Origin of the sequence: Pseudoxanthomonas sp. z9 (assembly GCF_006542425.1) — a bacterium.
Classification (GTDB): Bacteria; Pseudomonadota; Gammaproteobacteria; order Xanthomonadales; family Xanthomonadaceae; genus Pseudoxanthomonas_A.
In genome coordinates this window covers 444,335-470,403 of sequence record NZ_VFID01000004.1, presented here as the reverse complement: position 1 = coordinate 470,403, position 26,069 = coordinate 444,335, and the positions used below count along the sequence as shown (strand labels likewise).

At 67.0% G+C, this 26,069-nt stretch carries 26 protein-coding genes; 3 read left to right on the top strand and 23 right to left on the bottom strand.

Annotation, left to right across the window (positions count from 1 at the left end; translation table 11 throughout):
- The first annotated feature begins 55 nt into the window (after positions 1-55).
- Complete coding sequence (locus FG323_RS06725) at positions 56-661, top strand: HutD family protein (protein ID WP_255470075.1); 606 nt, start codon at positions 56-58, stop codon at positions 659-661.
- On the opposite strand, the gene FG323_RS06720 is transcribed toward FG323_RS06725, so the two are convergent.
- The 17 genes from FG323_RS06720 to FG323_RS06640 form a co-directional block, all read right to left on the bottom strand.
- Positions 655-2,286 carry a sulfite reductase flavoprotein subunit alpha gene (locus FG323_RS06720; protein WP_141453739.1) on the bottom strand — a complete coding sequence of 544 codons (1,632 nt, stop codon included), beginning with the start codon at positions 2,284-2,286 and terminating at the stop codon, positions 655-657. The two genes, FG323_RS06725 and FG323_RS06720, sit on opposite strands and share 7 nt — an antisense overlap.
- Positions 2,283-3,236 (bottom strand): FAD:protein FMN transferase, encoded by a 954-nt coding sequence (locus tag FG323_RS06715; protein WP_255470074.1) that lies wholly within the window; start codon positions 3,234-3,236, stop codon positions 2,283-2,285. The genes FG323_RS06720 and FG323_RS06715 overlap by 4 nt, the downstream gene beginning before the upstream one ends.
- Before the next feature lie 91 nt (positions 3,237-3,327).
- Positions 3,328-4,134, bottom strand: a complete 807-nt coding sequence (locus FG323_RS06710) for a DUF4198 domain-containing protein (protein ID WP_141453738.1) — start codon at positions 4,132-4,134, stop codon at positions 3,328-3,330.
- A 66-nt stretch (positions 4,135-4,200) separates the two neighbouring features.
- Positions 4,201-4,719, bottom strand: a complete 519-nt coding sequence (locus FG323_RS06705) for a DUF2271 domain-containing protein (RefSeq protein WP_141453801.1) — start codon at positions 4,717-4,719, stop codon at positions 4,201-4,203.
- A 34-nt stretch (positions 4,720-4,753) separates the two neighbouring features.
- The gene (locus tag FG323_RS06700; protein ID WP_141453737.1) at positions 4,754-5,395 is read right to left on the bottom strand and encodes a PepSY-associated TM helix domain-containing protein; all 642 of its coding nucleotides are present in this window, start codon (positions 5,393-5,395) and stop codon (positions 4,754-4,756) included.
- 100 nt (positions 5,396-5,495) lie between these two features.
- Positions 5,496-7,829, bottom strand: a complete 2,334-nt coding sequence (locus FG323_RS06695) for a TonB-dependent receptor (protein ID WP_141453800.1) — start codon at positions 7,827-7,829, stop codon at positions 5,496-5,498.
- A 210-nt stretch (positions 7,830-8,039) separates the two neighbouring features.
- Positions 8,040-8,468 (bottom strand): hypothetical protein, encoded by a 429-nt coding sequence (locus tag FG323_RS06690; protein WP_141453736.1) that lies wholly within the window; start codon positions 8,466-8,468, stop codon positions 8,040-8,042.
- 148 nt (positions 8,469-8,616) lie between these two features.
- Positions 8,617-9,306 (bottom strand): Fe2+-dependent dioxygenase, encoded by a 690-nt coding sequence (locus FG323_RS06685; RefSeq protein WP_141453735.1) that lies wholly within the window; start codon positions 9,304-9,306, stop codon positions 8,617-8,619.
- 54 nt (positions 9,307-9,360) lie between these two features.
- Entirely contained in the window at positions 9,361-11,688 is a 2,328-nt protein-coding gene (locus FG323_RS06680) for a catecholate siderophore receptor Fiu (protein WP_141453734.1), read from the bottom strand.
- 651 nt (positions 11,689-12,339) lie between these two features.
- Complete coding sequence (locus FG323_RS06675) at positions 12,340-12,672, bottom strand: non-heme iron oxygenase ferredoxin subunit (RefSeq protein ID WP_141453733.1); 333 nt, start codon at positions 12,670-12,672, stop codon at positions 12,340-12,342.
- Positions 12,669-13,193, bottom strand: a complete 525-nt coding sequence (locus tag FG323_RS06670) for a GNAT family N-acetyltransferase (RefSeq protein ID WP_141453732.1) — start codon at positions 13,191-13,193, stop codon at positions 12,669-12,671. Before FG323_RS06670 ends, FG323_RS06675 begins: the two co-directional genes overlap by 4 nt.
- 124 nt (positions 13,194-13,317) lie before the next feature.
- Positions 13,318-14,571: a cysteine desulfurase gene (locus FG323_RS06665; protein ID WP_141453731.1), complete on the bottom strand. Its 1,254-nt coding sequence runs from the start codon at positions 14,569-14,571 to the stop codon at positions 13,318-13,320.
- Positions 14,568-15,830 carry a Fe-S cluster assembly protein SufD gene (sufD, locus tag FG323_RS06660; RefSeq protein ID WP_141453730.1) on the bottom strand — a complete coding sequence of 421 codons (1,263 nt, stop codon included), beginning with the start codon at positions 15,828-15,830 and terminating at the stop codon, positions 14,568-14,570. The genes FG323_RS06665 and sufD overlap by 4 nt, the downstream gene beginning before the upstream one ends.
- The gene (sufC, locus tag FG323_RS06655) at positions 15,827-16,594 is read right to left on the bottom strand and encodes a Fe-S cluster assembly ATPase SufC (protein WP_141453729.1); all 768 of its coding nucleotides are present in this window, start codon (positions 16,592-16,594) and stop codon (positions 15,827-15,829) included. Before sufC ends, sufD begins: the two co-directional genes overlap by 4 nt.
- Positions 16,595-16,705: 111 nt before the next feature.
- Positions 16,706-18,145: a Fe-S cluster assembly protein SufB gene (gene sufB / locus FG323_RS06650; protein ID WP_141453728.1), complete on the bottom strand. Its 1,440-nt coding sequence runs from the start codon at positions 18,143-18,145 to the stop codon at positions 16,706-16,708.
- Between the two features lie 16 nt (positions 18,146-18,161).
- Positions 18,162-18,620, bottom strand: a complete 459-nt coding sequence (locus tag FG323_RS06645; RefSeq protein ID WP_141453727.1) for an SUF system Fe-S cluster assembly regulator — start codon at positions 18,618-18,620, stop codon at positions 18,162-18,164.
- A gap of 71 nt (positions 18,621-18,691) precedes the next feature.
- Positions 18,692-19,273, bottom strand: coding sequence for a hypothetical protein (locus FG323_RS06640; RefSeq protein ID WP_181444102.1), 582 nt, complete (start codon positions 19,271-19,273; stop codon positions 18,692-18,694).
- Positions 19,274-19,511: 238 nt separating this feature from the next.
- On the opposite strand from FG323_RS06640, the gene FG323_RS06635 reads away from it, so the two are divergent.
- Both FG323_RS06635 and FG323_RS06630 read left to right on the top strand, forming a co-directional pair.
- Entirely contained in the window at positions 19,512-19,979 is a 468-nt protein-coding gene (locus tag FG323_RS06635) for an SET domain-containing protein-lysine N-methyltransferase (RefSeq protein ID WP_141453726.1), read from the top strand.
- A gap of 137 nt (positions 19,980-20,116) precedes the next feature.
- Positions 20,117-22,342 carry a DUF5916 domain-containing protein gene (locus tag FG323_RS06630; protein ID WP_141453725.1) on the top strand — a complete coding sequence of 742 codons (2,226 nt, stop codon included), beginning with the start codon at positions 20,117-20,119 and terminating at the stop codon, positions 22,340-22,342.
- A 63-nt stretch (positions 22,343-22,405) separates the two neighbouring features.
- On the opposite strand, the gene FG323_RS06625 is transcribed toward FG323_RS06630, so the two are convergent.
- The 6 genes from FG323_RS06625 to FG323_RS06600 all read right to left on the bottom strand — a co-directional run bounded on the left by FG323_RS06625 (position 22,406) and on the right by FG323_RS06600 (position 25,858).
- A complete protein-coding gene (locus tag FG323_RS06625) occupies positions 22,406-23,011 on the bottom strand; it encodes a DUF1439 domain-containing protein (RefSeq protein WP_141453724.1) in 606 nt (201 codons plus the stop codon).
- Complete coding sequence (locus tag FG323_RS06620) at positions 23,001-23,576, bottom strand: DUF1439 domain-containing protein (protein ID WP_141453723.1); 576 nt, start codon at positions 23,574-23,576, stop codon at positions 23,001-23,003. The genes FG323_RS06625 and FG323_RS06620 overlap by 11 nt, the downstream gene beginning before the upstream one ends.
- A gap of 88 nt (positions 23,577-23,664) precedes the next feature.
- On the bottom strand, positions 23,665-23,970 hold the full coding sequence (locus FG323_RS06615; protein ID WP_141453722.1) for a DUF3861 domain-containing protein: 306 nt from the start codon (positions 23,968-23,970) through the stop codon (positions 23,665-23,667).
- A gap of 95 nt (positions 23,971-24,065) precedes the next feature.
- The gene (locus FG323_RS06610; RefSeq protein WP_141453721.1) at positions 24,066-24,644 is read right to left on the bottom strand and encodes a M23 family metallopeptidase; all 579 of its coding nucleotides are present in this window, start codon (positions 24,642-24,644) and stop codon (positions 24,066-24,068) included.
- Position 24,645: 1 nt separating this feature from the next.
- Positions 24,646-25,272, bottom strand: coding sequence for a tellurite resistance TerB family protein (locus FG323_RS06605; protein ID WP_141453720.1), 627 nt, complete (start codon positions 25,270-25,272; stop codon positions 24,646-24,648).
- Between the two features lie 187 nt (positions 25,273-25,459).
- Positions 25,460-25,858 carry an HU family DNA-binding protein gene (locus FG323_RS06600; protein WP_141453719.1) on the bottom strand — a complete coding sequence of 133 codons (399 nt, stop codon included), beginning with the start codon at positions 25,856-25,858 and terminating at the stop codon, positions 25,460-25,462.
- Between the last annotated feature and the right edge of the window lie 211 nt (positions 25,859-26,069).

Genomic DNA, 26,069 nt, shown 5'->3' with positions numbered 1-26,069 from the left:
GCGATGCTTTTTGGGGCGTTAGAATCCGGTTCCGGTCCACAGCGAAGCATCCATCGTGTCCGAAGCGCGCGTCATCCCCGCCAACGAGTACCGGAGGACCCGCTGGAAGAACGGCCAGGGCTGGACCCGGGAAATCCTGCGCATGCCCGACAGCGACGATTGGACGTGGCGGCTGTCGATTGCGGAAATCGAACAGGACGCCGCGTTCTCTTCGTTTCCCGGCATCGATCGCGAGCTGATCCTGCTGCAGGGAAACGGGCTGCGGCTGGTGTTCGCGGAGGGCGAGCAGGTCGAGCTGGAACCGCCGCACGGCCGGATTCGCTTCGCCGGGGAACGCGAGGTGACCGGCTATCTACGGGATGGGCCGACCCACGATTTCAACCTGATGTGGAAGCGGGACGTCGTGGACGCCGAACTGCTGCACCGTCCGTTGGTCGGATCGATGCTGTTCTTCGTGGACGCCGACACCACCTGGGCCATCCACCTGTTGGCCGGGCAGGCGGAGTTCGAGGCGGCGAGTGGCTTGCCGCCCCTGTTCGCCGGAGACACCGCGTTGCTGCCCGCCGGTCCGGAGCGCCGGCGTTTCGCCTTGCAAGGCGGGGGAGAGCTGCTGGCCGCGCGCGTGTCGCCAGTGAAGCGGAGTGCCTTGACGGATCAGTAGACGTCGCGGCGATAGCGGCCGGCCAGGCGGAGTTCCTCCAACCGCTCCGCGCCGAGCGCGTCGTTCAGCGCGGCGTCCACGCCGGGGGCCATGCCTTCCAGGCTGCCGCAGACATAGATCACCGCGCCATCGTCCACCCAGCGTCGCAGTTCATCGGCGGCCTCGCGCAGCGCATGCTGGACGTAGCGCCGCTCGGGCTGATCCCGTGAGAACGCCAGATCCAGGCGTTCCAGCGCGCCTCGCGCCTGCCAGTCCAGGATCTCGTCGCGATGGAAGAAATCGTGCGCCGCCTGGCGTTCGCCGAATACCAGCCAGTTGCGGCGCGCTCCGGCGGCCACCCGGCTCTTCAGATGCGCGCGCAGGCCGGCGATACCGGTGCCGTTGCCAATCAGGATCATCGGGCGATCGCTGCCCGGTGGATGGAAATTGGCGTTCGCGCGGACGCGCAGGGCAATCGTTCCGCCGAGGGCCGCGTGATCGCACAGCCAGCCGCTGCCCAGCCCGGGTCGCCCGTCCGGACGAAGCATGCGCCTGACCAGCAATTGCAGGCTGCCATCGCCGGGAATCGAGGCGATGGAGTATTCGCGATGCGGCAGCGCGGTGAGTTCCGCAATCGCGGTTTCGGGCGCACGACCGCGCAGTGTTTCCGGATCCGGCAGGTGGACCTGGGCCAGGACTTCGGCAAGCGGTTGGTGTGTCCCCTGCCATTCAACCGGGCGTTGCGGGTCCCAGCCCACGGCCTGGACGAAGGTACCCACGGCCGGCAGCGGATTGCGCGGACCGATTTCAGCGATGTCGCCGGCCTGCCACGCCGGCAACGCGCCGGCGGCCGGACGCAGGGCAATGTGGAACGCCGCTTCGCCCTGGCTGCCGGGATTCAGCACGCGCCGCTCGGCGAGAATCCAGTCCTCGTAGCGCGGTCGATCCCAATCCGGCAGTTCGGCCACGCCACCCAATTGGCCCAGGTGATGCTGCCAATGGCGCAGCGCGCTTTCGTCGGCATTGTCGACGTCCACGCGGTCAAACAGCGGTTGCGCGCCGTGCTGGCGCAACCAGTCATCGAGTTGATGACCGAAGGCGCAGAACTGCGCGTATTCGCGATCGCCCAGCGCCAGCACGGCATAGCGCAGGCCGTGCAGGGAAAGCGCCTGCGACATGATCCGGCGGACGAAACCCAGCGCGTGATCGGGCGGATCGCCTTCGCCGGTGGTGCTGACCACGAACAGAATCCGCCCCTGCGCGAGATCGCCGACCTGCAGCGTATCGATCGCCTGCGCGCGCGCGGCGACGCCGGCGGCGATCAGGCTGTCGGCCGTGCGTGTGGCCAGCACGTGTGCGAAACCGGTCTGGCTGGCGTACACCACCCGCAACGCGTCCTGCGAGGTATCGACGGCTGCGCCGCGATCCTGGCGGCGGTGCCGCGCGGCCAGCCATGCCCACGCGCCGACGTAGGCCAGCAGCGCCGCGCCCGCGCCGAACCAGCGGTCGCTGCGCGGCGACGCCGGCCACCAGGTTTCGCCCTGCAGCAGGGCCATCGCCGCCACGACGGCGAGCAGGATGATCAGGACCAGGACGTTGCCCAGCCAGGCGAAGGAAACCGGCGACGGAGAGGACTGTGCGCTCATGCGGCGAGATGCGAGGCGAACCGGCTGCTGGCCCGTTCCGCCAGCGTGTCGCCCTCGCGGACGACGAAGCGCGCCGCGATCCCGCGCCGTTCGGCCAGTGCCAGTCCCGCGTCGGCGCCAAGCACGGTCAATGCGGTAGCCCAGCCATCGGCTTCCATGGCGGTGGGCGCCAGCACGGTGACCGCCGCGCGCGCGCTGGACACGGGCTTGCCGGTACGCGGGTCGAGGGTGTGGGTATACCGTTCGCCGGCCTGTTCGAACCAATGCCAGCGATCGCCCGAGGTGGCGACCGCCAGGTCGTCGATGACCGCGATGCGCGGCTCCAGGCCGGCGGCTTCCTCCTCGTCCGGCGAGGATTCGATCAGCACCCGCCAGCGCTCGCCATCCGGCTTGCGGCCATAACCGAAGAGTTCGCCGCCGACTTCGACCAGGGCGGCGGCAAGGCCGTGCGCACGCAGGGCTTCGGCCACCGCATCGACCGCATGGCCCTTGGCGATGGCCGACAGATCCAGTTGCACGCCACCGGGCTGCAGCAGGCGTCGGTGGTCGGCGTCGAGCACCAGCCGCCGCCAGCCGACCTGTTGCCGGGTCGAATCGCGGCGGTCATCGTCGGGAACCGCGCGGGATTGCGCATGGGCGCCAAAACCCCACAGTCCGACCAGCGGCCCGACCGTGGGATCGAACGCGCCTTCACTGGCCTCGGCGATATCCAGCGCGCAGCGCAGGACGGTGAAGAACGCGTCCGGCAGCACCTGCCAATGCCCGGCCTGGGCACGGTTGAAACGGCTGATGTCCGATTCCGTTTCCCAGGTGCTCATCTGCGCCACCACGCGATCCAGTTCGGCCTGGATCAGCGCGTGCAGCGCATGCAGATCCTCGCGCGGCGAAGCGATCAGCCGGACCGACCAGTTCGTGCCCATGGTTTCGCCATGCAGGGCGTGCAGCGCCATGTCCGGAGCGGGGAAGGACGGGGGAGACACGGAGGGAAAAGGGGAACTCATGACCCGCGGCGCGTCCCGGGGGACGCGCCGGTCTTGGTGATTACTGCGGCAGGACTTCGAGCGTGGCCACGTAGCTTAGGCGGCGCTGCTTGGCCTGGGGCAGGGAGGTCTTGTCATCCTGCGCGGTGGTTTCCAGCCAGTACATGCCGGCTTCCGGCCAGGTCACGCTGAACTCGCCGTTGGCGTCCGTGGTGACCTTGATCTCGTCCTGCGCGTTGCGATAGCGGGTGCCGCCGCGGGTGATCTCGAACTCGAGGCCCGAGGCCGGCTTGCCGTCCTTGAGCATGCGGAACTTCGCCGCTTCGCCGGCGAACAGATCGTTCGGATGGGTGACCGGCACCAGTTCCAGGCCTTCGCCGCTGGTCTTGAGCGCGGTGTCGTTGGGCGAGCCGTTGGTCACGAAGGTCTCGATGCGGCCAACCGACTGCGAAACCTGCAGGTTCTTGGCGTCCTTCGGCACTTCGGTGGCGAAGGTGGCGGAGGTGCCGCGCCAGCGCTTGGGCTTGCCGTTTTCTTCCCAGGTGCCGAACAGGCCGCTGTTGACCACCGCGATGCGGTAGGTGCCCTGCTGCTTGAGCTCGACGTCGAACACGGTGCGGTACTTGCCGGTGGCCAGGTTCTGCGCATCGACCTTGCTGCCGTCCGGCGCGGTGATCGCCAGGCCCTCGGTGCGCAGCGGCACGTGGTTGAAGTAGAACAGGTCGTTGGACACCGCGGCGTCCACGGTGATCCACGGGTTCTGGCCGGCGATCACCGTCTGCGACGGCTGCAGCCAGGCCTTGTGCGCGAACGCGCTCAGCGGCAGTGCGGACGCCAGCGCCATGGCGAGGGTCAGGGAACGCTTCATCGGTTTCTCCAGCTTTTCGTCGGGAATGGGAACAGGCGGATGCATCGGCATCCGCGGTTGGATTGATTACGGCTTGACGGTCAGGGTGACGGCGCCCAGTTCGCTGCTGCCCTGGGCCTTGCCGTTCTGGGCGGGGCCCTTGGCCGGCCAGGTGAAGGGAATCTTCAGCAGTTCGCGGCCGCCCACTTCGCGCGCGGCTTCCACCACCAGCGTGTACTGGCCCGGCGCCAGCTGCGCGAGTTGCGGCTGCTTGTCGGTGAACTTCAATGCGTGCTTGCCGACCGGACGGGTCGGTCCGGTGACGCCGTCCACCGGCACCTTCAGGGTGCGGCCGGACTTGCGCCACCATTGCCGCATGTCCGGCAACCACTTGGTGCCATGGCCTTCGGCGGTGTCGCGCTGCTGGTACCAGACCGACAGGTTGGCGGCGACTTTCTGGTCGGCGCCTTCCAGCCAGATCGCGACGTAGGGCCGGTGGTACTCGGCGACGTTGAGCTGGGGCACCTCGACGTTGATGTTCAGTTCGCCGGCATACGCCGGAACGGTCAGCAACCCGCTCAATGCGAACGTCAGGGTCAGGGACACGGTGGTCTTGGTCATGGGCAGGCTCGTCGAAGGATCAGTGGATGAAGATCAGGGCCAGCAGCAGCGGCACCACCAGACCCAGCCCGACCATCGGCCAGGTCAGGCGGCGCTGGCGCGCATGCAGTTGCAGCAGGAACAGGCCGGTGACGCAGAACACCAGGCAGGCGATCGCGAAGATGTCCAGGAACCATCCCCACGCCGCGCCGGCATTGCGGCCCTTGTGCAGGTCGTTGAAGTAGGAGACCCAGCCGCGGTCGGTGCTTTCGTACTCCACCGCGCCCGTTTCGCGATCGATGCTCAGCCAGGCGTCCGCGCCGGGGCGCGGCATCGAAAGATAGATTTCCACGTCCGACCACTCGGCCTGACGGCGGCCGATGCCGACGGAGAACTCGTCGCCCAGCCAGGTGGCGATCGGCGCGGGCAGCGGCGCATTGCCTTCCTGGCGGCTTCCCAGCTTGGCCAGCAGCGCGGGCGGCAACTGCGCCTGCCGGTTGACCACTTCGGGCTTGGCCTCGATTTTCGAGGCGTGATTGAGGGTGATGCCGGTGGCCGCGAACAGCAGCATGCCGATGAGGCAGATCGCCGAGCTGATCCAATGCCATTGGTGCAGCGTGCGCAGCCAGTAACCCCGGCGCTGCTGCTGGCTGGTGACGGATTGTGCGGGCGCTGGGCTCAAGCGGGCGGGACGGGTCGAAGGAAGGGTGAATTAGACCACAAATGAGAATGCCTCTCAATTGAGGTGGCCGGCCGCTGGAGCGGACCGGCCGGATACGACATCAGAAGCGCAGGTTCAGCGATACCCAGAAACTGCGGCGCTGTTCCTTCACTGCGTAATCGTCCACGCAGCTGTACGCGCTGTCGCTGATCAGCAGGCAGGACTGGGACACGAAATCCTTGTCGAACACATTGTTGACCCGGGCATTGATGGTCAGCGCGTCGGTGGCCTTCCAGCTGCCGCCCAGGTGGAACACGGTGTAGTCCTCGTAATAGCGAACGTTGGAGACGGCCGCGCCGTTGACCGAGGTGACCACGGTGTCGCGATAGCGGTCGTAGCGGCCCTCGCCGATCAGCGACAGGCTCAGGGCGTCGCTGATCCGCCAGTTCAGGCTGGCATTGGCCATGTGCCTGGCCGGGTTGCCGGCGATGGGCGTGCCCTTGGCCGCGCCGCTGGTCTGTTCGGACTTGGTGTAGGTGTAGTTGCCGCGCAGTTCCAGGTTGTCCCGCAGGTCCACGTGCGCGGCCAGTTCGACGCCGCGGGTCTCGGCCTCGTCGATGTTCACGCTCTGGCTGAAGGTGCTGTAGCCCAGTTCGGCCCAGCCGGGACCGACATCCACGCAATAACCGCTGCCGGCAGGCGCGACTTCGCAGTTCGGGAAACTGCCGCCGCTGGCGATCTTGTCCTCGAACTTGTTGAAGAAGCCGGTGATGTTGAAGCCGAACCGATCGCCCTCGTAGTAGGCGGCCAGCTCGTAGTTGGTGCTGGTTTCCGGCTTCAGGTTGGGCGAACCGACCAGCGGCAGCACGCCCTGGCCGCCGAAGCCGACGATGCCGGGGAACAGCTGATCCGGGCGCGGCGTCTTGTAGCCGGTGCTGACGCCACCCTTGACGGTCCAGGCGTCGCTGGCATTCCAGACCAGGTAGGCGCGCGGGCTGACATGGCTGCCGAACACGTTGTGATCGTCGTAGCGCACGCCCAGCGTGGCGGTCAGGGTGTCGGTGAACGACCAGTTGTCCTCGGCGAACACCGACCACATCCGGTGTTTCTGCTTCACGTTGTCCTTGTAGCCGCCGCCATCCATGCCGAACACGCCATCGGTCATGTCGGTGTCGTTGTATTGGCCACCGACGGTCAGTTTGTGGGCGCCGAAGGTCATGTCCAGCATCGTGTCCAGCACGTAGCCCTTCAGTTCCATCGTGCGCAGCGGGCGTGGCAGGAACGCGGACAGGCGCGCGCGCTCGGCATCATTGAGCACGCCCAGGTTGCCGCTGGCCATGTTGCAGCGGGCCGCCTGCCCGCGGCGGATGCAGACGTCGTTCCACAGGGCCTGCAAATCGGCGCGTTCTTCCAGTGTCAGCGGCAGTGAGCGGCCGAGATTGTTGCTGGTGGCATGGGTCAGGCTGGTCTGCCAGGTGCCGAAGCCGTAACGGCCCTGGTGGGTCAGCGACAGTTGATCGCGCTCGTAGCGCTGCCATGCGGTGTAGCCGACGCGCGGCTGCACGACGCGACGGGTGACCGTGCCCGGACCATCGGGATTGGGAAGGGTGGCGTTGCCGCTGCGCCACAGGCTTTCCAGGCTGTCCAGGGTGCCGGTCTGGCCCTTGCGGTTGTCGTACTTCTGACGCGAGATGTCGTAGTCCAGCCAGAAATCGTTGTGCTCGTCGAGACGGAAGTCGAGCCGAACGCCGGCATTCCAGCGGGTGTTGGCGACCGCCTTGCCGCCGCCGCCGAAGCCCAGCGTGCGTTCCCACATCGAGCCGTCCGGCAGCGGCAACGCCGGCCATTCCGGGTTCGACTCGTCGGTGTCGTACCAGCTACCGCGCACCGCCATGCCCAGCCGATCCTTGACCAGCGGGCCGCTCAGGTAGAGATCGGTCGTGCGTGCATCGCCGAACTGATCTTCCTGCTGGATCGTGAAGCCCTGGGTGATCGAGCCGCCCCATTCTTCCTTGTTGCGGCGGGTGATGATGTTGATCACGCCGCCCATCGCGTCGGAGCCGTACAGTGTGGACATCGGGCCGCGCACCACCTCGATGCGTTCGATGGCGTCCAGCGGCGGCACGTAGGCGAACTGGCCGCCGCCGAAATTGTTGGGGTAGAGCTGGCCCACGTTGCTCTGGCGGCGGCCATCGATCAGGACCAGCGTGTATTCCGAAGGCATGCCGCGCATGCTGACGGTGGCCGCGCCATTCTTGTCGGTGGTCTCCATGCCGACGTCGATGCCCTCCACGTCGCGCAGCGCGTCGATCAGGCTGGTGTAGGGACGCTGGCTGAGATCTTCGCGGGTGACCACGCTGATGCTGGCCGGCGCGTCGACGATCTTCTGCTCGAAGCCGGCCGCCGTGACGACGACGGTGTCGAGCGTGTTGGGCCGGTCGGCGCCATCGGGCATCTGCTGGGCGACAACGGGTGCGGAGAGGGAAAGCAGCAGGCAGGCGGCGAGCCGGTTGCGGCGGGGGAAAAGCGGGAAGCGGTACTGGGTCATGGTCGTCGGACAGGCGTGTGGTTCCCTCTCCCGCGCGGGGGAGGGAAGGGAAAAGAATGGGAAAGGCGCGGTGTGGACCGCAGGCGTGGGATATGACGCGTGTTGCGCGTCAGCCGGTCAGGCGGCCTGGAGCAGCGAAGCCGGTGCGGGAGGCGCCTGGCCGCGATGGCGTTGGCATGGCGGCGCAGGTTTGGTCGGCACGCGGCTGGAAGTGCGCAGGCATGCGCCGCTGGAAGGCGGTTGCCTGGACAAGGAGAATGCCAGGACGGGGAGGAGCTCCCTCGGCGTCGCCACCGGTTCCGGTTCGGCGTGCTGGGCAACCGGCTGCAGGGTGACGCGCCGCTTCTTGGCCGGCTGATCGTCATGGCGCCCCGCATCGGGCGCTCCATCTTCCGGCGCCTGCTGGAGCATTCCGACGGGACTGGCGCGGTTGTCCCAGTGGCCGAAACCATGCGGACGCTGCCCGGCCATGGCGCCGAAGTGCAGGGTGGACAGCAACAGGCAAAGGGAGGCCAGCACGGCCAGCCACGCCGCACGTGGACGCACTTCGCGGCGCGACCGACGGGAATGGACAGCGTGGCGGATCGCCTGGAACAGAACCTACTCCTGCGGAGACGGCCGCCCCTTGGGGACGGCAAACGCAGGGATTTTAATGAGAACCATTATCAAATGCAAATGAGAGGCATCTTGCCGCTCACGTTTCGGCCCAGCGCCGCAGCAGGTTGTGGTACACGCCGGTCAGCCGGACCACCGCGGCATTGTCCGCGCCGGCCTGCCGCAACGTCTCCAGCGAAGTATCCATCTCGAACAGCAGGCGCCGGCAGGCGTCGTCGCGCACCATGCTCTGCACCCAGAAGAACGAGGCCAGGCGCGCGCCACGCGTCACCGGCTGGACCCTGTGCAGGCTGCTGGACGGATACAGCACCATGTCGCCGGCAGGCAGTTTCACTTCATGCTCGCCATAGGTATCGCTGATGATCAGTTCGCCACCGCCGTACTCGTCCGGCTCGCACAGGAACAGGGTGCAGGAGATATCGGAGCGGATCGACTGGCTGCCGCCATCCGGCGTACGGGTGAGCATTACCGAACCGTCGATGTGGAAGCCGTATTCGCCGCCGCCCTGGTAACGGTTGAAACGTGGCGGCACGACACGCAGTGGCAGGGCCGCGGCGAAATACAGGGGATTGCGTTCGAGTGCGGCGAGGATGCGCTGCCCCAACTGCACGCGCAGCGGCGAGGCATCCGGCAACTGTTCGTTGCGCTTGACCTGCGCGCCCTGGACGCCAACGGTTTCGCGACCGTCGGTCCAGTCGGCCTGATCCAGCGCCTGCCGCATCGCCACGACCTCCTGCGGAGCGAGCACCTGGGGAATATGCAGCAGCATGTCTTGCTCCTTGGAGGAAAGCGGGGAGGCGCGCGCCTCCCCGCCGCGACCACGTCAGAACCGCAGGTTCAGGCTCAGCAGCACCGAACGCGGCGCGCCCGGCGTGTAACGGTAGCCGCTCTTGTTGATCGCCGCCACGTAGTCCTTGTCGAACAGGTTGTAGGCGTTCAAGCGCAGGTCCAGGTTCGGGCTGAAGGCATAACTGACCATCGCGTCCCACACCGTGTACGACTTGACGAAGTTTGGCGTGCCCACGGCGCCGTCGGTGCCGCGCTTCATTTCGCCGGAGTAACGCACGCCACCGCCGACGGTCAGGCCGAACGGGAGTTCGTAGGTGGTCCAGGCGGTGAAGGCGCTGTCCGGGGTGTAGCCCAGGTCGCGGGTCTTGTCGTTTGCCACGGCCGGGCCATCCTTCACGGTGGCGTCCATCGCGGTGTAGCCGGCGGACACGGACCAGTCGTCCGTAAGCTTGCCAACCGCCGAAACTTCCACGCCGCGCACGCGCTTCTCACCGCCCTGGAAGGTTACCCCGTTCTCGGTGATCACTTCGTTGCTCACGTCGGTCTGGAACACCGCCAGGGTCAGCAGCAGATCGTCACCCAGCAGGTTCCACTTGCTGCCGACTTCGAAGGTCTTGGCCTTCTGCGGATCGTACTTGGGATTGTTGGCGCTGTTGTCCGCGTTGCTCAGTTCCAGCGCGGTACCGCCCGGAGGCTGCTGCGAAAGCGCGTAGTTGGCATACACGCTGGCGACATTGCCCACCTTGTAGACCGCACCGAGTTTCCAGTTGAGCAGGGTATCGGAGGCATCCCGATCCACGCCCGGCACGATGGTGCCGGTGGGCAGGCTGCCGCAGACGGGACCGCCGCGACCGCCGCAGGCGACCAGGCTGCTGAAGTCGGTCTTGTAGTGATCCAGGCGGATGCCGGCGGTCAGCAGGAAGGCTTCGTTGAACTTCAGGGTATCGAAGGCGTACAGCGACGACGTGGTGATCTCGCCCTTGCTGTGCGCGCCATTGCGGCCCCAACGCAGGCCACTGACGTCGGGGTCCGGGTTGTACAGATTGGCCGCCGGCCAGGCGGTCCCCGCGATCGTGGCGATGCCCCAGCTTTCCAGTTCCTCGCGCGCGAACTCCAGTCCGGTGCTCAGGTTGTGCTGCACGCGGCCGGTCGAGAAGTCGGCGCGCAGGTTCAGCTGGTTGGTGGCGATGGTGTATTCCTGATCCTTGAAGGTCGGCAGGCTGCGGTTGACCGTCCAGCCGTAAGGATTGTTGATGTCGGGGATGGTCAGCGTGGGCGTGGCGCCGGTGGCGGACAGCATGAATGCCGTCAGCATGTAGTCCTGTTCGTTCTTGCCCCAGCGTGCGGTATTGGTCAGCTTCAGCGTGTCGGAGAAGTCGTGCTCGAAGCGGAACGTGGCCATTTGCGCGGTCACGTCGTCGTGATCGAAGCGCGTGCCGTAGAAGTTCTCGCTGTCCACGCGTGGCGCCAGCGCGATCTGCGGACGGGCAGGGTCCGGCGAACTGTAGCCCGGCAGGCCGATGGTCGGCACGCCGCCATCCGGCACGTTGTCCTGCTTCACGTACAGCAGGTTGAGGAAGTAACGGGTATCCGAGCCCAGCCCGAACGCCAGCGACGGGGCCACGCCCCAGCGCTTGTTGTTGATCACGTCCCGGCCGGGAACGTCGCTGTCCTGGGCCATCACGTTGAGGCGGAATGCCGCGCCCGGGATGCCGAGCGATTGGTTCCAGTCGGCGGTGATGCGCTTCTGGTCGTCGCTGCCAACCGAGACGGTCGCGCTGATCGCGTCCTTCCGCGTGGCCTGCTTGCTGACCATGTTGATCGCGCCGGTCGGTGCGCTGCGGCCGTTGTCGGTGCCGGCCGGCCCCTTCTCGACTTCGACCTGTTCGACATTGAACACGTCGCGCGAGATCGAACCCAGGTCGCGCACGCCGTCGACGAAGATGCTGCTGGAACTGTCGAAGCCGCGCATGAACAGGGTGTCGCCGGTGGTGGTGTTGCCGTTTTCACCGACGAAGAAGGTCCCCACGCCCGGGCTGTTGCGCAGCGCCTCGGTCAGGGTGGTCGCGCCCTGCTGGTTGAACAGATCGTCGGTGATGATCTGGATGGTCTGCGGAGTGTCCTGCAGCGATTGGGTGAACTTGGGCGAGGCCAGCTTGTCCGCCTTGTATTCACCGACCGAGGTGCCTTCGACGTGCACCTCCGGCAGGGTGGTCGGATCCGGTTTGGGCGCGTTGTCGGAGGCGACCTGGGCGGCGGCGGGGACGGCCAGCGCCAGGCTGGTCAGTAGAGTTGCGGTGGTCAGTCCGTTCGGGGAACGGGACGCGGGAGTGGCGTGCTTGCGCGACTTGATCGGATTCATGGGTGTCTTGGCAGTTTCGGAAGGGAATCCCCGTGGCAACGGGCGATGGGGAAGCGGTGCGCTGACGGCCCGGGCATCCGGATCGCCAGTGCGGATTCAGGCGCGCGGGGGCGCGTGGCCGTGCGGCAGACGGCAGGCGTCGGGCCGAAACCGGACATCGCCGGAACGGAGGAACGCGCAGCGTGCGGGCTGGAAGCCGGGTCGGTCAGCGGGGGCGGGGCTGCCCGCAGGGTCGGACTCGCCTTCGGGCGAAGGCTCGATGGCGGCGAGCGGGTCCGCGGACGGGAGTTGCCAGCCCGCGGCGGGACTTCCGTCGTCCGCGGCCCGGGTTCCCGGAGTCGCCTCGGACACCGTGGCCACCACGGTGGGAGCGGCGGCGGCCGCGAAGGATGCCGACGCGACCGGAAGCAGCCACACCAGCGACCACAACAGTCCCAGCAGCGCCCAGAGGAGGACGCTGCGACGTTCGTCACGGGTGCGGGCGATCGGAAGGGACAAGGGAGCCGGGCGGGGTCAGCCGGATAACGAATTCATAATCTTAATGATAATTGTTCTCTTTCGCAAAGGCGGGCCGCCGAAAGGCGGTGCACAACAAACAAAAAGGGCGGATTCCGGGGAATCCGCCCTTCGGGACCCGCTGCCGGGCGCCGGTCAGTCGCGGTCGTCGCGGGTCCACAGCCCGCCGTGTTCCTGCTTGACCGGGAATTTGGGCACCGGCGAATAGGCCGGGGCGCACAGCGCCCGACCGTCGCGGATGTCGAACTTGGCCCCGTGCAGGATGCATTCGATGGTGGCCTCGTCGCCGTCGTAGTTGCCGGAGGACAGTTCGAAATCCTCGTGGCTGCAGCGATCCTCCAGCGCGTAGAAGTCGCCGTCGTAGTTCATCACCAGGATCGGGGCGCCGGTGACTTCATCGAACACCGTGCGCATCTCGCCGGGCAGCATCTCGCCCAGCGCGCAGACGAAAGTCCAGTTCTCGCTCACAGCGCCTTCTCCAGCACCTCGAAGCGCAGGTCGTCGCGCTTGGGAATGCCGAAGCGCTCGTCGCCATAGGGAAAGGGCTTCTTGATGCCGGTGCGCGCGTAGCCGCGACGCTCGTAGAAGGCGATGAGTTCCTCGCGCACGTCGATGACACTCATCCGGATGGCCGGTTGTCGCCAGTCTTCGCGAACCACGCGTTCGGCCTCGGCGATCACCGCCTTGCCCACGCCGCCGCCCTGCAGATCCGGCCGGACCGAGAACATGCCGAAATAGCCGGCGCCATCTTCCACCGCGACATGCGCGCAGGCCAGCATCTGTCCATCGCGCTCGGCGATCAGGATCCGGCTCCGGGCGCGTTCGATGTCGCGCAGCAGCCCGTCGGGATCGATGCGCTGGCCGTCCAGCAGATCGGCTTCGGTGGTCCAGCCCTGCTTGCTGACCTCGCCGCGGTAGGCGGAGGTCACCAGCGAGACGAGGGCGGGGATGTCCGCGGCGGTCGCGGTACGGAAGGTCAGCGTGCTCATGCGCCGATCTTACGGAAAACCGCCCCCCAACTGTAGGAGCGACGTCAGCCGCGACCGGATGCTTGGGCCAACCGGGATCCCGGTCGCGACTGACGTCGCTCCTACAGGGGGATGCGCGCCGCAATCAGGCCAGCAGGCTGCGGGCCTTCTTCAGTGCGGCGGCGAACGCCTCGATTTCGGCATGGGTGTTGTAGAAGGCCAGCGAGGCCCGGCAGGTCGCGGCGACGCCGAAGAACTGCAGCAGCGGGTGCGCGCAGTGCTGGCCGGAGCGGATCGCCACGCCTTCCAGGTCCAGCAGGGTCGCCAGATCGTGCGCATGCGCGCCTTCGACCAGGAAGGAGATGACCGCGGCTTTCTCCGGCGCGGTGCCGAAGATGCGCAGGCCGTCGATCTTGCGCAGCTCCTCGGTCGCATGGGCCAGCAGTTCGGTCTCGCGTGCCTCGATGTTGGCCATGCCGACCGACTCGAGGTAGTCCACCGCCGCGCCGAGGCCGATGAAACCCGCGATGTTGGGCGTGCCGGCCTCGAACTTGTGCGGCGGGTCGTTGAACACCGTGCCGTCGAAACTGACCTCCTTGATCATTTCGCCGCCACCGATGAACGGCGGCATGGCCTGCAGGTGCTCGCGCCTGGCCCACAGCGCGCCCGTGCCGGTCGGCCCGCACATCTTGTGGCCGGTCAGGGCGTAGAAATCACAGCCGATCGCGGCCACGTCCACCGGGCGGTGCGGCGTGGCCTGCGAACCGTCCACCACCGTGACGATGCCGCGCTTGCGCGCTTCCCGGCAGATCTCGCGGACCGGATTGACCGTGCCCAGCACGTTGGAGACGTGGGTGACCGCCAGCAGCTTCACCTCCGGCGTCATCGCCGCGTACAGGCCCGGCAGGTCCAGCGATCCGTCCGGAAGAATCCCGGCCACGCGAAGGGTGGCGCCGGTGCGCTGGGCGACCAGCTGCCACGGCACGATGTTGGCGTGATGCTCCATCCGCGAGACCAGGATGACGTCGCCCTTGCCCAGGCGCGGCAGCGCCCACGAATAGGCGACCAGGTTGATCGCGAAAGTAGTGCCGCTGCACAGCACCAGTTCCTCGGCGCGCACGTTGAGGAAGCGGGCCAGTTTGCGGCGCGCGCCTTCGTAGGCGTCGGTGGCCTCGGTGCCGAGCGTGTGCACGGCGCGGCTGACGTTGGCGTTGTGGCGGCGGTAGAACGCATCCGTGGCCGCGATCACCGATGCCGGCTTCTGGCCGGTATTGGCGCTGTCGAAATAGATCAGCGGCTTGCCATGGACCTGGCGCTCCAGCAACGGGAAATCGGCGCGCACGCGCGCCCAGTCGGGCGCGCCGGCCGGATCGCGATGCGGCGCGGGACCAGCGTTCATGGGCTGCCCAGCCCGGCCAGGGCCTGGTCGATGCGCTGGGACAACTGTTCGCGCACCACCGGGTTGGTGATGACGGACAGCGGTTCGCGGCAGAACGCGGCGGTCAGCAGCTGCTGCGCTTCCGTTTCCGGAAGGCCACGCGAGCGCAGGTAGAACAGCGCGTTGGCATCCAGCCGGCCGACGGTCGCGCCGTGCGCGGCCTTCACTTCGTCGGCATGGATTTCCAGCACCGGCTGGGTGTCGATCTCGGCGTTGTCGGACAGCAGCAGGTTCTTGTTCGACAGCGCCGCGTCGGTGCCGTCGGCACCCTCGCGGATCAGGATGCCGCCATGGAACACCGCGCGTCCGCGTCCGGCGCCCAGGCCCCGCCAGGTCAGCTCACAGGCGGTGTCGCGGGCGATGTGGTCGATGCCCAGCCGGGTATCCAGATGGCGGCGGCCGTCGGCGAGCAGCACGCCGTTGGCGATCAGGCGGGCACGATCGCCTTCCAGCCGCACGTTCAATTCGTGCCGCGACAGCGCCGCACCCAGCTCCAGATCGATGCGGCGGTATTCGGCATCGCTGGCCAGCACGGCGTCGGTACGCAGCAGGTGGGTGGCGCGATCGCCGTCTTCCTGCACGCGCGCATGGGCCAGGCGCGCACCACGTCCCACATGGACATGGACCAGCGTATTGGCCAGGTGGGCATGCGCGCCGGTGCCGAAATGGTGTTCGAACACCTTGAGCGACGCGCCCGCGCGCAGCTCGACGAGATTGCGCAGGTGCCAGGCATGATCGGCGGCGTCGGGCGCGCCGATGAACACCAGATGCAGCGGCGCCTCGACCTCGACGGACTCGGCCACCCGCAGCAGCACGCCTTCGTTGGCGAGCGCGGCGTTGAGCCGGGCGAACACTTCGTCGCCCCGCTCGAAACGGCGTTGCAGGAAGCGGGCGGATTCACCGCCCTCGGCCAGCGCTTCGGACAACAGTTGCAGGCTGACGCCTTCCGGCAAGTCGCTGGTCAGCGAAAGCGCGACCGAATAGCGTCCATTGACGAACACCGCGCGCGGGCCCGGGATGCCGGCTAGCAGCATCGGATCCAGCGCGGGCAGGGTTTCCACCGGGGTGAAGCCGCGGCGTTCGAGCTGGCGCAGCGAGGTGTATTTCCATGCTTCCGCGCGCGGACCGGGCAGGCCGTCGCGCAGCGCCTCGTCCAGCACCGCGCGGCGCGCGGCGTCGCCGCTGAAGCCGGTGGCGAGGGAATCCAGCAGCGCGCTCATCCGGCGACCTTTTCGGGAGCCACCCGATCCTTGATCCAGGCGTAGCCGTGCTGCTCCAGTTCCAGCGCCAGTTCCGGACCGCCGGTTTCGACGATGCGGCCATCGGCCAGCACGTGCACCACGTCCGGCTTGATGTAATCGAGCAGGCGCTGGTAGTGGGTGATGACCAGGAAGGCGCGATCCGGAGAACGCAGCGCGTTGACGCCGTCGGCGACGTTCTTCAGCGCGTCGATGTCCAGGCCGCTGTCGGTCTCGTCGAGGATGGCCAGGCGGGGTTCCAGCACGGCCAGCTGGAAGATCTCGTTGCGCTTCTTCTCGCCGCCGGAGAAACCCTCGTTGACGCCCCGGTGCAGCAGATCGTCGCGCAGGTGCAGCACGGCCAGCTTCTCGCGCACCAGCTTGAGGAACTGCATGGAATCCAGTTCGTCCTCGCCGCGGGCCTTGCGCTGGGCATTGAGCGCCGCGCGCAGGAAGTAGGTGTTGTTCACGCCCGGGATTTCGACCGGGTACTGGAAGGCCAGGAACACGCCGGCGGCGGCGCGCTCTTCCGGTTCCAGTTCCAACAGCGCCTTGCCGTCGAACTCCACCGAACCGGCGGTGACCTCATAGCCTTCGCGGCCGGCCAGGATGTTGCCCAGCGTGGACTTGCCGGCGCCATTGGGGCCCATAATGGCGTGCACCTGGCCGGGCTTCACTTCCAGCGACAGGCCCTTGAGGATTTCCTTGCCGGCGACGCTGGCGTGGAGGTTTTCGATCTTGAGCATGGGATTGGGGATTCGAAATAAGGGATTCGTTGAATGCAGGAGGGAGGCGGGGGAGCGGGCTTCGCTCTTGCGAATCCCCAATCTCCAATCCCGAATCCCGGGAAGAAAGCGTCAGCCGACGCTGCCTTCCAGCGACACTTCCAGCAGCTTCTTGGCTTCCACCGCGAACTCCATCGGCAGCTCGCGGAAGACCTGCTTGCAGAAGCCGTCGACGATCATCGACACCGCGTCCTCTTCGCTGATGCCACGGGCGCGGCAATAGAACATCTGGTCGTCGGAGATCTTGGAGGTGGTGGCCTCGTGTTCCAGCGTCGCGGTGGGGTTCTTCACCTCGATGTAGGGGAAGGTGTGGGCGCCGCACTGCTTGCCGATCAGCAGGCTGTCGCACTGGGTGTAGTTGCGCGCGTTGGCGGCGTTGCGATCCACCTTCACCAGGCCGCGGTAGGTGTTCTGGCCGCGTCCGGCGCTGATGCCCTTGCTGATGATCTTCGACTTGGTGTTCCTGCCGATATGGATCATCTTGGTGCCGGTGTCGGCCTGCTGGCGGTGATGGGTCAGCGCCACCGAGTGGAACTCGCCGACCGAATCGTCGCCCAGCAGCACGCAGGACGGGTACTTCCAGGTGATGGCCGAGCCGGTTTCCACCTGGGTCCAGGAAATCTTGCTGCGCGCACCGCGGCATTCGCCGCGCTTGGTCACGAAGTTGTAGATGCCGCCGCGGCCTTCCTCGTCGCCCGGATACCAGTTCTGGACGGTGCTGTACTTGATCTCGGCGTCTTCCAGCGCGACCAGTTCGACCACCGCCGCATGCAACTGGTTCTCGTCGCGCATCGGCGCCGTGCAGCCTTCCAGGTAGGACACGTAGCTCTTGTCCTCGGCGATGATCAGGGTGCGTTCGAACTGGCCGGTGTGGCCGGCGTTGATGCGGAAATAGGTGCTCAGTTCCATCGGGCAGCGCACGCCCCTGGGGATGAACACGAAGCTGCCGTCGGAGAACACCGCCGAGTTCAGCGCGGCGAAGTAGTTGTCGCCGGTCGGCACCACGCTGCCCAGGTACTGGCGGACCAGTTCGGGATGCTCGCGGATGGCCTCGCTCATCGAGCAGAAGATGATGCCCTTCTCGGCCAGTTCCTTGCGGAAGGTGGTGCCGACCGAGACCGAGTCGAACACCGCGTCGACGGCGACGCCGGCCAGCTTGGCGCGCTCGTGCAGCGGCACGCCCAGCTTGTCATAGGTGTCGAGCAGTTCCTGCGGCACGTCATCCAGCGACTTGTACTTGGCCTTGGGCGCGCTGTAGTAGCTGATGGCCTGGAAATCGATCGGGGCGATCTTCAGCTTGGCCCAGTGCGGCACCGGCATGGTCAGCCAGTGACGGTAGGCGGCCAGCCGCCATTCGGTCATCCACTCCGGCTCGTCCTTCTTGGCGGACAGCGCCCGCACCACGTCCTCGCTGAGGCCGGGCGGCAGCGAATCGGATTCGATGTCGGTGATGAAGCCGGCGTCATAGCGACGTCCCAGCTGTTCCAGGATTTCTGCGTTCTCGGTGGCCATTGGGCTGCCTGTGTACTCAACTGCTGGCGACGCGCACGGCGATGGGGCGCCGGCGGACGTCGTCGGGGGAAGCGGGAGGGTGGAGCATCTGCGCGAGGGTGACGCCGCGCAGGGCGTCGGCGACCACATCGTTGATCAGGCGCCAGTTGGCGCGGGCGCCGCACTGGTGGGCAATGCCGCAATGGCCGTCGACCTGGCTGCATTCGGTCATCGCCAGCGGCCCTTCCATGGCCTCGACGATCTCGATCAGGCTGATGTCGGCGGCGGCGCGGCTCAGCCGGTAGCCGCCGTGCGCGCCGCGCAGGCCCTCGACCAGGCCGGCCTGGGCCAGCGGCTTGAGCACCTTGCTGACGGTGGGGGATTCCAGGCCGGAATGGTCGGCCAGATCGGTGGCGCTGAGGATCTCGCCCGGCCGTGCGGCGAGCACGGTCAGCACCACGGTGGCGTAGTCGGTGAGCTTGGTGACGCGAAGCATGGCGGGGCGGGGAATGAAAGCGTACCGAAATTGTACGCTTTACCCCCGTGCCACGCCAAGCGTGAACTTGTTCAGTTTCGTGCGGATGCTTTGGCGCCGACCGGTGCGCCCTGCTTCGGGGCCTCCGGCAGGACCAGGGAGAAGTAAGGCGGGGGCGGGGTCTGGCCGGGCGGCAGATAGGCCGGGGCGGCTTCTCCTGCCGGGCCCAGCGAGCGCACGAACTGGTAGATGGCCAGGCGATCGGCTTCGCTCATGGCCCTGAGGGTGAAGTCCGGCATGATCGGGCGGGTGCGCAGGCTGCCGCTGTACGCCAGCCATTGGGCTTCGGTCATCTCCTGCATCCGCAGTCGCAGGTTGCTGGCGTAGGTGGTACCCCAGGGACCGTGATAGCCCAGCGGGGAACCGGCCAGCCACTGCGCGGTCGGCACCTCGCCCTGGCGTTCGGCGTAGCCGGCGGTATGGCAGTCGTTGCAGCCGGCGACCCGGACCAGATACTCGCCCCGCGCGACCGCGTCCCTGGCGGTGGCCGTCGGGGCCGGCGATGGAACGGCGGCGGTTGCAGGCTTGTCGGCCCGGGCCTGGCAGCCTGCCAGGATCAACAGTGAGGACAGCAGGCACGACAGCAGGGGTGTCGAGGAAGCGGGGTTGGGCATGGCGGCGGCTCGTGGTGGTTTTTCAGGGGTGGTTTGCGGGAAGCAGGCGGTTTAACGCGCGGTTTCCACGCGACCGGACACGCCGGCGCAACCGGGATTCATGCGCCGGTCGCGTTGCCGAGGAAGCGCCACGGGGGCGTTCGCGCCGTCCGGCCCGTGCCGGCCGGAAAGCGGAATGCTTGGGATCCCGCGCGGTCTGAGCGAGAATCCGGGTTCCCGCCCGTCCACCGGAACCCGCATGCCCCGCAAGATTGAAGCCCGCAAGTCCGACATCCATGGCAATGGCGTATTCGCCATCGCGCCCCTCGAGAAGGGCGAGCGTGTCGTCGAATACAAGGGCAAGCGGCGCAGCCACGACGAAGTGGACGAGGACGACAGCGGCGACGTGGAATCCGGCCACACCTTCCTGTTCACCCTCAACGACGAATACGTCATCGATGCCAATCACAAGGGCAACAAGGCGCGCTGGATCAACCACAGCTGCGACCCCAACTGCGAGGCGGTCATCGAGGAGCACGACGGCAAGAACCGCAAGAAGGACAAGGTGTTCATCGAGGCCATCCGCGACATCAGGCCTGGCGAGGAACTGACCTATAACTACGGCATCGTCTTGGCCGAGCCGCACACCGCCCGCCTGAAGAAGGTCTGGGCCTGCCGCTGCGGCAGCAAGAAGTGCACCGGCACGATGCTGCAGCCGAAGTCGTAATCGTCGCTACACCGGCCGCCGCCATGACGGGATGCAGGCGGCGGCCAAATGGTTGACATGACCTACGCCAGTCGGTGACCCGCCGCCGGAGCGCTAGGGTGGCGTCCAACGGGCACGAGCCCACCGGAACTCCCGACATGCGCGCGGCAATCCTGAGTCTCTCCATCCTGATGGCGCTGTCCGCGCCGGCCATGGCCATCGACGTGGACGGCCGCATCGACCCGGCCGAATGGCAGGGCGCGCGGCACATCACCGATTTCCGCAAGGTCCAGCCGCTGACCGGCGCGCCGGCCACCCATCCGACCGAGGCGTGGGTACTGGCCACTCCCGATGGACTGGCGATCGCGTTCCGCAACATCCAGCCCGCCGCCAGCCGCACCCGCCAGCGCGTGCAGCGCGACTTCGAGGATCAGGTGGACCGGGTCAACCTGATGATCGACTTCGACGGCGACGGCCGCACCGGCTACAACTTCACCATTTCCTCGACCGATGGCGTCGCCGACGCGGTGATCACCAACGAATTCGAATTCAACGACGACTGGGACGGCAACTGGAAGCACGCAGTCGGCGAGGATGCGGAGGGCTGGTCGGCGGAGATGCTGATTCCCTGGTACATCGCGCCGATGCGCAAGGGCGAGGGCGATGTTCGCCGGATGAAGATCTACCTGGATCGCGTGGTCGGTTCCACCGGCGAGCGCGTGGCCTGGCCGGTGGCCAGTTTCGAGCGCCCGCGCTTCCTGTCCGAATTCACCCCGATCGAAGTTCCGCAATACAGCCAGTCGCTGCTGGCGATCACGCCGTACGTCTCGGGCCTGTACGACAATATCCGTGGCGACAGCGATTTCGACGGTGGCGTGGATCTGTTCTGGAAGCCCAACGGCCAGTTCCAGATGACTGCCACGCTCAATCCCGATTTCGGCCAGGTGGAGAGCGACGACCTGGTGGTCAACTTCAGCGCCACCGAAACCTTCATCAGCGACAAGCGGCCGTTCTTCACCGAGAACCAGGGCCTGTTCGAATACACCACGCCCTCGGATTTCAGCCAGTTGCTGTACACACGCCGGGTCGGCGGGCCCGCCGATGACGGGCGCGGCGCCGGCGACATCACCGCCGCGGTCAAGCTCAACGGTTCGTTCGGGCAAACCAAGTACGGCGTGTTCGCCGCCGACGAGGCGGACGAGGTGGGGCGCTCGTTCTACGCGCTGCGGCTGGTGCGTGATTTCAAGGACCAGAACCTGGGCATGATGATGACCCGCGTCGACCGCCCGTACCTCGATCGTGAAGCGACCGTGTTCGGCATCGACCACAACTGGCGCCCGACCCCGCGCTGGAACGTGCGTACCCGCGTGTTCGGCAGCCAGATCGACGAGCGCGGCGACACCACCCGCGATCTGGGCGCGACGGTCTGGGCCGACTACGAGATGGACCATGGTTGGCGCCAGCAGTGGATCGCCATGCACTTCGGCAACGACCTGCAGATCAACGACGCCGGCTACCTGTCGCGCAACAGCATGAACTACCTGCACTGGGAGGTGAAGCGGCGCTTCGCCGACCAGCCGGAAAGCTCGCGCTACTCGTCGAAGGAATGGCGCTGGCGGGTCAGTTCGGTTTACAACAACCACGGCGAGCGCCTGAACAACCAGTTCCGGATGAGCCGGCAGGGACAACTGCGCAACGGCGCCAGCGAGTATGCCCAGATCAATATCAACACCTCGGGGGTCGAGGACCTGCTGACCCGTGGCCATGGCTCGGTGAACGTGCCGGCCCGCTTCAATGCGCATTATGAGTACGAACGGCCGCGCAAGGGCCACTGGGCGCACGACGTCTATGCGGATCTGGCGAGCGGCGGCCTGGCCGGCAATGACGAGATCGGCTATTCCTTCGAATACCAGGCCACCTACTTCATCAACGACGCCTTCAGCCTGTATGGCGGCTTCTATGCCGACCGCACCCCGGACTGGCTGGTCTGGCAGTACGACAATCTGATCGGCAGTTTCGAAGGTCGCGAGTGGCACGTGAATGCCGGCCTCAACTGGACCATCAGCGATCGGCAGGAACTGCGGGTCAAGCTGCAGTCGATCGCGCTCGACGCCCGTGCCCGCCAGGCGTACAGGGTGATGGCCGGCGGTGATGCACTGCGCAGCGGCGACGAGATCAACGATTTCAGCCTGAGCAACCTGGGTTTCCAGATCCGTTATCGCTACGAACTGGCGCCGCTGTCCTATCTGTACGTCGTGTATGGCCGCGGCGGACGCGAGAACAACCGCTTCGGGGACAGCGCGGGTGCGTTGCTGGGCGATGCGTTCGGGTTGCGCGACGACGAACAACTGCTGGTCAAGCTGAGCTACCGCTTCGATCTTTGATCAGGCCGCTAGCCGTGCGGCGATCGGGAATCGGAAGCGGCGGAAGCGGACGCCGCTACTTGTTCACTGGCCCAGGCGCAGGTGGACCTGTCCATCCCGAATGCGGATGGCGTCGGACGAAAGGGTGCCCGGGATTTGCGCCAGCGCCTCGGCGTCGAGCCGATAGATCGGTTCGTCCTGCGCGTACTGTTCGAGCAGGCCGTTGATCATTTCGCGGGTCTGCGCGTCCATCGGCTTGCCTTGGCCCTCCGCCTGCAAATCCAGCAATTCCGGGTGCTCCAGGTGCAGGCCCTGGGTGGCCGGGTCATAGCGCAGTCCGCTGGCGACCCGGAAGCGTCCCTGACGATTGCCGCTGCCGGCCAGCGAAGCGTCGTAGTCGAGATCCATCTGGATGCGGTCGCCACCGGCAGGAATGGCAATCACCGGTCGGCTGAGGGTCAGGCGCGCCAGTCCGCCCAGCCAGGTCTCCTTGCGTGGAAATGCCGGTTCGGCCGCGCTCTGCAACTGCGCGGGCGTGAGGGTCAGGCTGTCCGCCGCGATGGCGGCGGCCGGTTCGGCATGCGCGAGCCATGCGGGGAAGGGAAGGGCGGCCGTGCTGGCGGCGAGCGCGGCCGCCAGCAGGCGACGGGAGCGCCGCAGTCGGCGCAGGGTGCGGGTATCAGCGTCCATCCAGTTTCACCACGATTTTTCCGTTTTCGATGAGGGTCGCGCCGATGTGCTTGCCGCGCGGCAGGCGGTCCAGCACGTCGTTGTCGATGCGGTAGAGCGGTTCCTGGCGCGCGTATTCGACCAGCACCGCATTGATGAGTTCGCGGGTGCCGCCCTTCATGACGCTGCCGGAACCGGGCAGGTCCACGCTCAGCAGTTCCGGGTTGTCCAGATGCAGGCCTTGGGTGGCGGGGTCGTAACGCAGGCGGCTGGCGACGGCGAAGCGTCCGCGGGCGACGTCGCCCGCGCCAATCGCGCTGACGCCGATGTCGAAATCCAGTCGCAGGCGATCATCGCCCCCGGCCAGCGACAGGCGGGGATGGCTGAGCGTGGCCGACACCAGTCCGCCGAGCTTGTCGAACTCGCGCGGGAAGCTGCGGTCGAGCCGTTTTTGCAACTGGGGTTCGGTGAAGCTGATCTGATCGCCGAAGAAACCGGTGACCGCGTTCATGGTGCCGCAGCCGGCCAGCAGCAACAGCAGTCCGAGCAGGGCGGTCGACGCCAGCGGGCGAAAGCGTGGAGTCATGCGGTGTCGAGATCCGTGAAAAAGGGAGTCACCGCACGATAACGCGGGGATTCTGTCCGCCGGCTAACCGGTGGCGGCGATCCTCCGCTCAGCCGGGCGCGCGTTGCTTGAGGTCCTGCAGGAACGCCTCGACATGGGGGCGCAGGGGGGCGAACAGATCGTCCTGATCATGGCGATGGTCGGCCATGAGGCCGTCGAGCAGCTTGGCGCCGATCACCAGCGCGGCGCGCTCGTCGCCGGTGAAGCCGCGGAGCCGCTGCACGTTCTCCAGTACCCGCATCCAGTCGTCGTGGCAGTGATGCTCGAATTCGATGGTGCACCGGCTGGTGCAGGGCAGGCCATCCGCCTCCACGGGCGTGACGGTGATGCGATAGCGTTGGGGACGATTGGCCATGGATGGGCACCGCGGGGAGACAAGGGCAAGATAGGCGCGCCCTGGTGCCGGCACGAGGCCCGCCGCCGCGATGGAGTGTTCCGCCGGCCGCGGATTCAGCGTCGTCCCGATGCCGCGCCGGCGCGCAGCCTGGGCAGGGGGTCGCGTGCGCCGTCGCGGGCATAGATGCCGAAATGCAGGTGGGGTGGCGTGCCCTTCGCATTGCCGGTGGTGCCCACCGTGCCCAGCGGCGTCCCGGCCGCCACCACGTCGCCGCTGGCCAGGCCGGGGGCCCAGTCGTCCAGGTGGGCGTAGTAGTAGCGTTCCATTCCCGGCCCCAGCACCCAGACCTGGCGACCGCCCAGGCCGCTGTCGCGGATGGCAGTGATCACGCCACGGGTGCTGCTCAGTACCGGCGTTCCCCGGCGCGCGAAGATGTCCACGCCCGCGTGCTGGCGATCGTTGCCGCGCGGAGCGCCAAACGTGGCCGCGATGTCGCGCGCGGCAACGCCATGCACCGGCACCGGCAACGCGGTGGACGCGGGCAGGCGCGACAGTTCCCACAGGGTGCGCAGCGGCAACAGGAAGGGTTGCCGCCATGACCACGCTGCCAGCCAGGCCAGCAGTGCCGCCACCGCCAGCACGACCAGGACGCGACGCCCACGATGGCGGCGGGGCGAGGGCGGCACATGCATGTCAGGCGCGTGCGGCCTGTTCCGCCAGTTGGCGCTCCAGGCGGTTCTTCAGGTCGGCATCCAGTTTCAGTTGCCGCGCCAGTTCATCCAGGTAGGCACGCTCCATGAAGTTCTGCTCGTCGACCACCATCAGGCTGGCGAGGTACATCTCCGATGCCACTTCCGGGGTGTCGCCGGCCTGCGCGACCTCGGCCGGATCCAGCGGCTTCTGCAGCTCCGCCTGCAGCCAGCGCTGCAGTTCGGCATCGTCGCCGAGGCGGCGGAATTCGCCCTCGATCACGGCGCGTTCGCGATCATCGACGTGGCCGTCGGCCTTGGCGGCGGCGATCAGCGCCCGCAGGATGGCCTGGCTGTGCTGCTCGGCCTGCGGTGGCGGCAGGCGATCGACGGTGCGCGGTTCGCTGGTGGTGGCGGCGGTCTGCTGCTGGTGATCGCGATAGGCCTGGTAGGCCATCACGCCGATCGCCGCCAGGCCGCCATAAGTGGCGAGCTTGCGGGTCTTGCGATTCTTGCCGAGCAGCAGGCCCAGCGCGCCGCCGGCCACCGCGCCCTTGCCGAAATCGGCGTTGAGCAGGCTACCGCCGGTCTGGGACTTGAGCAGTTGTTCCAGGAAGCCTTGAATCTTCATGCGGGTCGATCCTCGGTCGTGCGGAAAGGGGAATACTTCCCTGCAATGGGGATGAGCGGCGGGTGTTGCAAGCATGACCCATGGCAGGGCGGGCCGGTGTGCCCGGTTCCATTCGGGGGCAGGCGAGGCAAAAAAAAACGGGACGGCTGGGCCGTCCCGTTTTTCGATGCGGGTGTCGCGCCTGGGATCAGGCCGCGGCGTCCTTCAGCTTCTTGAGCGGACGGACCTTCACCTTCACCGAGGCGGGCTTGGCGGCGAACCACTGCTCTTCCTTGGTGAACGGATTGATGCCCTTGCGCTTCGGCTTGGCCGGCACGTTGATGGCGCTGATCTTCAGCAGGCCCGGCAGGGTGAAGGAGCCAGCGCCCTTCTTGCTGATGGAGGCGTGCACGGCGCTTTCCAGCGAAGCCAGCACGGCGCGCACGTCCTTCGCGGCCACGGCGGTGGCTTCAGCGATGTGGGCGACCAGGCCGGACTTGCTCAGCGCTTCCTTGATCGGCTTCGGGGCTGCCGGCTTGGCAGCGGCCTTCGGTGCGGCTTTCTTGGCGGCCTTTTTCGGCGCTGCCTTCTTGGTGCTCTTTGCCATAAGTGTCCTGTTTTTACAGTCTGTAGGTGGGTAATCGGGCCGACCGCGTCGGCAGGCGCAATGTAGGACAAAGAAAACGCGTCGCACAAGTAGCAAAGCGCCAATTCACCGCTTTTTTTTGCGGTTTCCGGCGGATGGCGCGATCGGAAGCGCGGAATCGGCCCTGAAAACAGGCAACGAGCGCGGCACGGAAGGCATGGTTGCGGGTGGA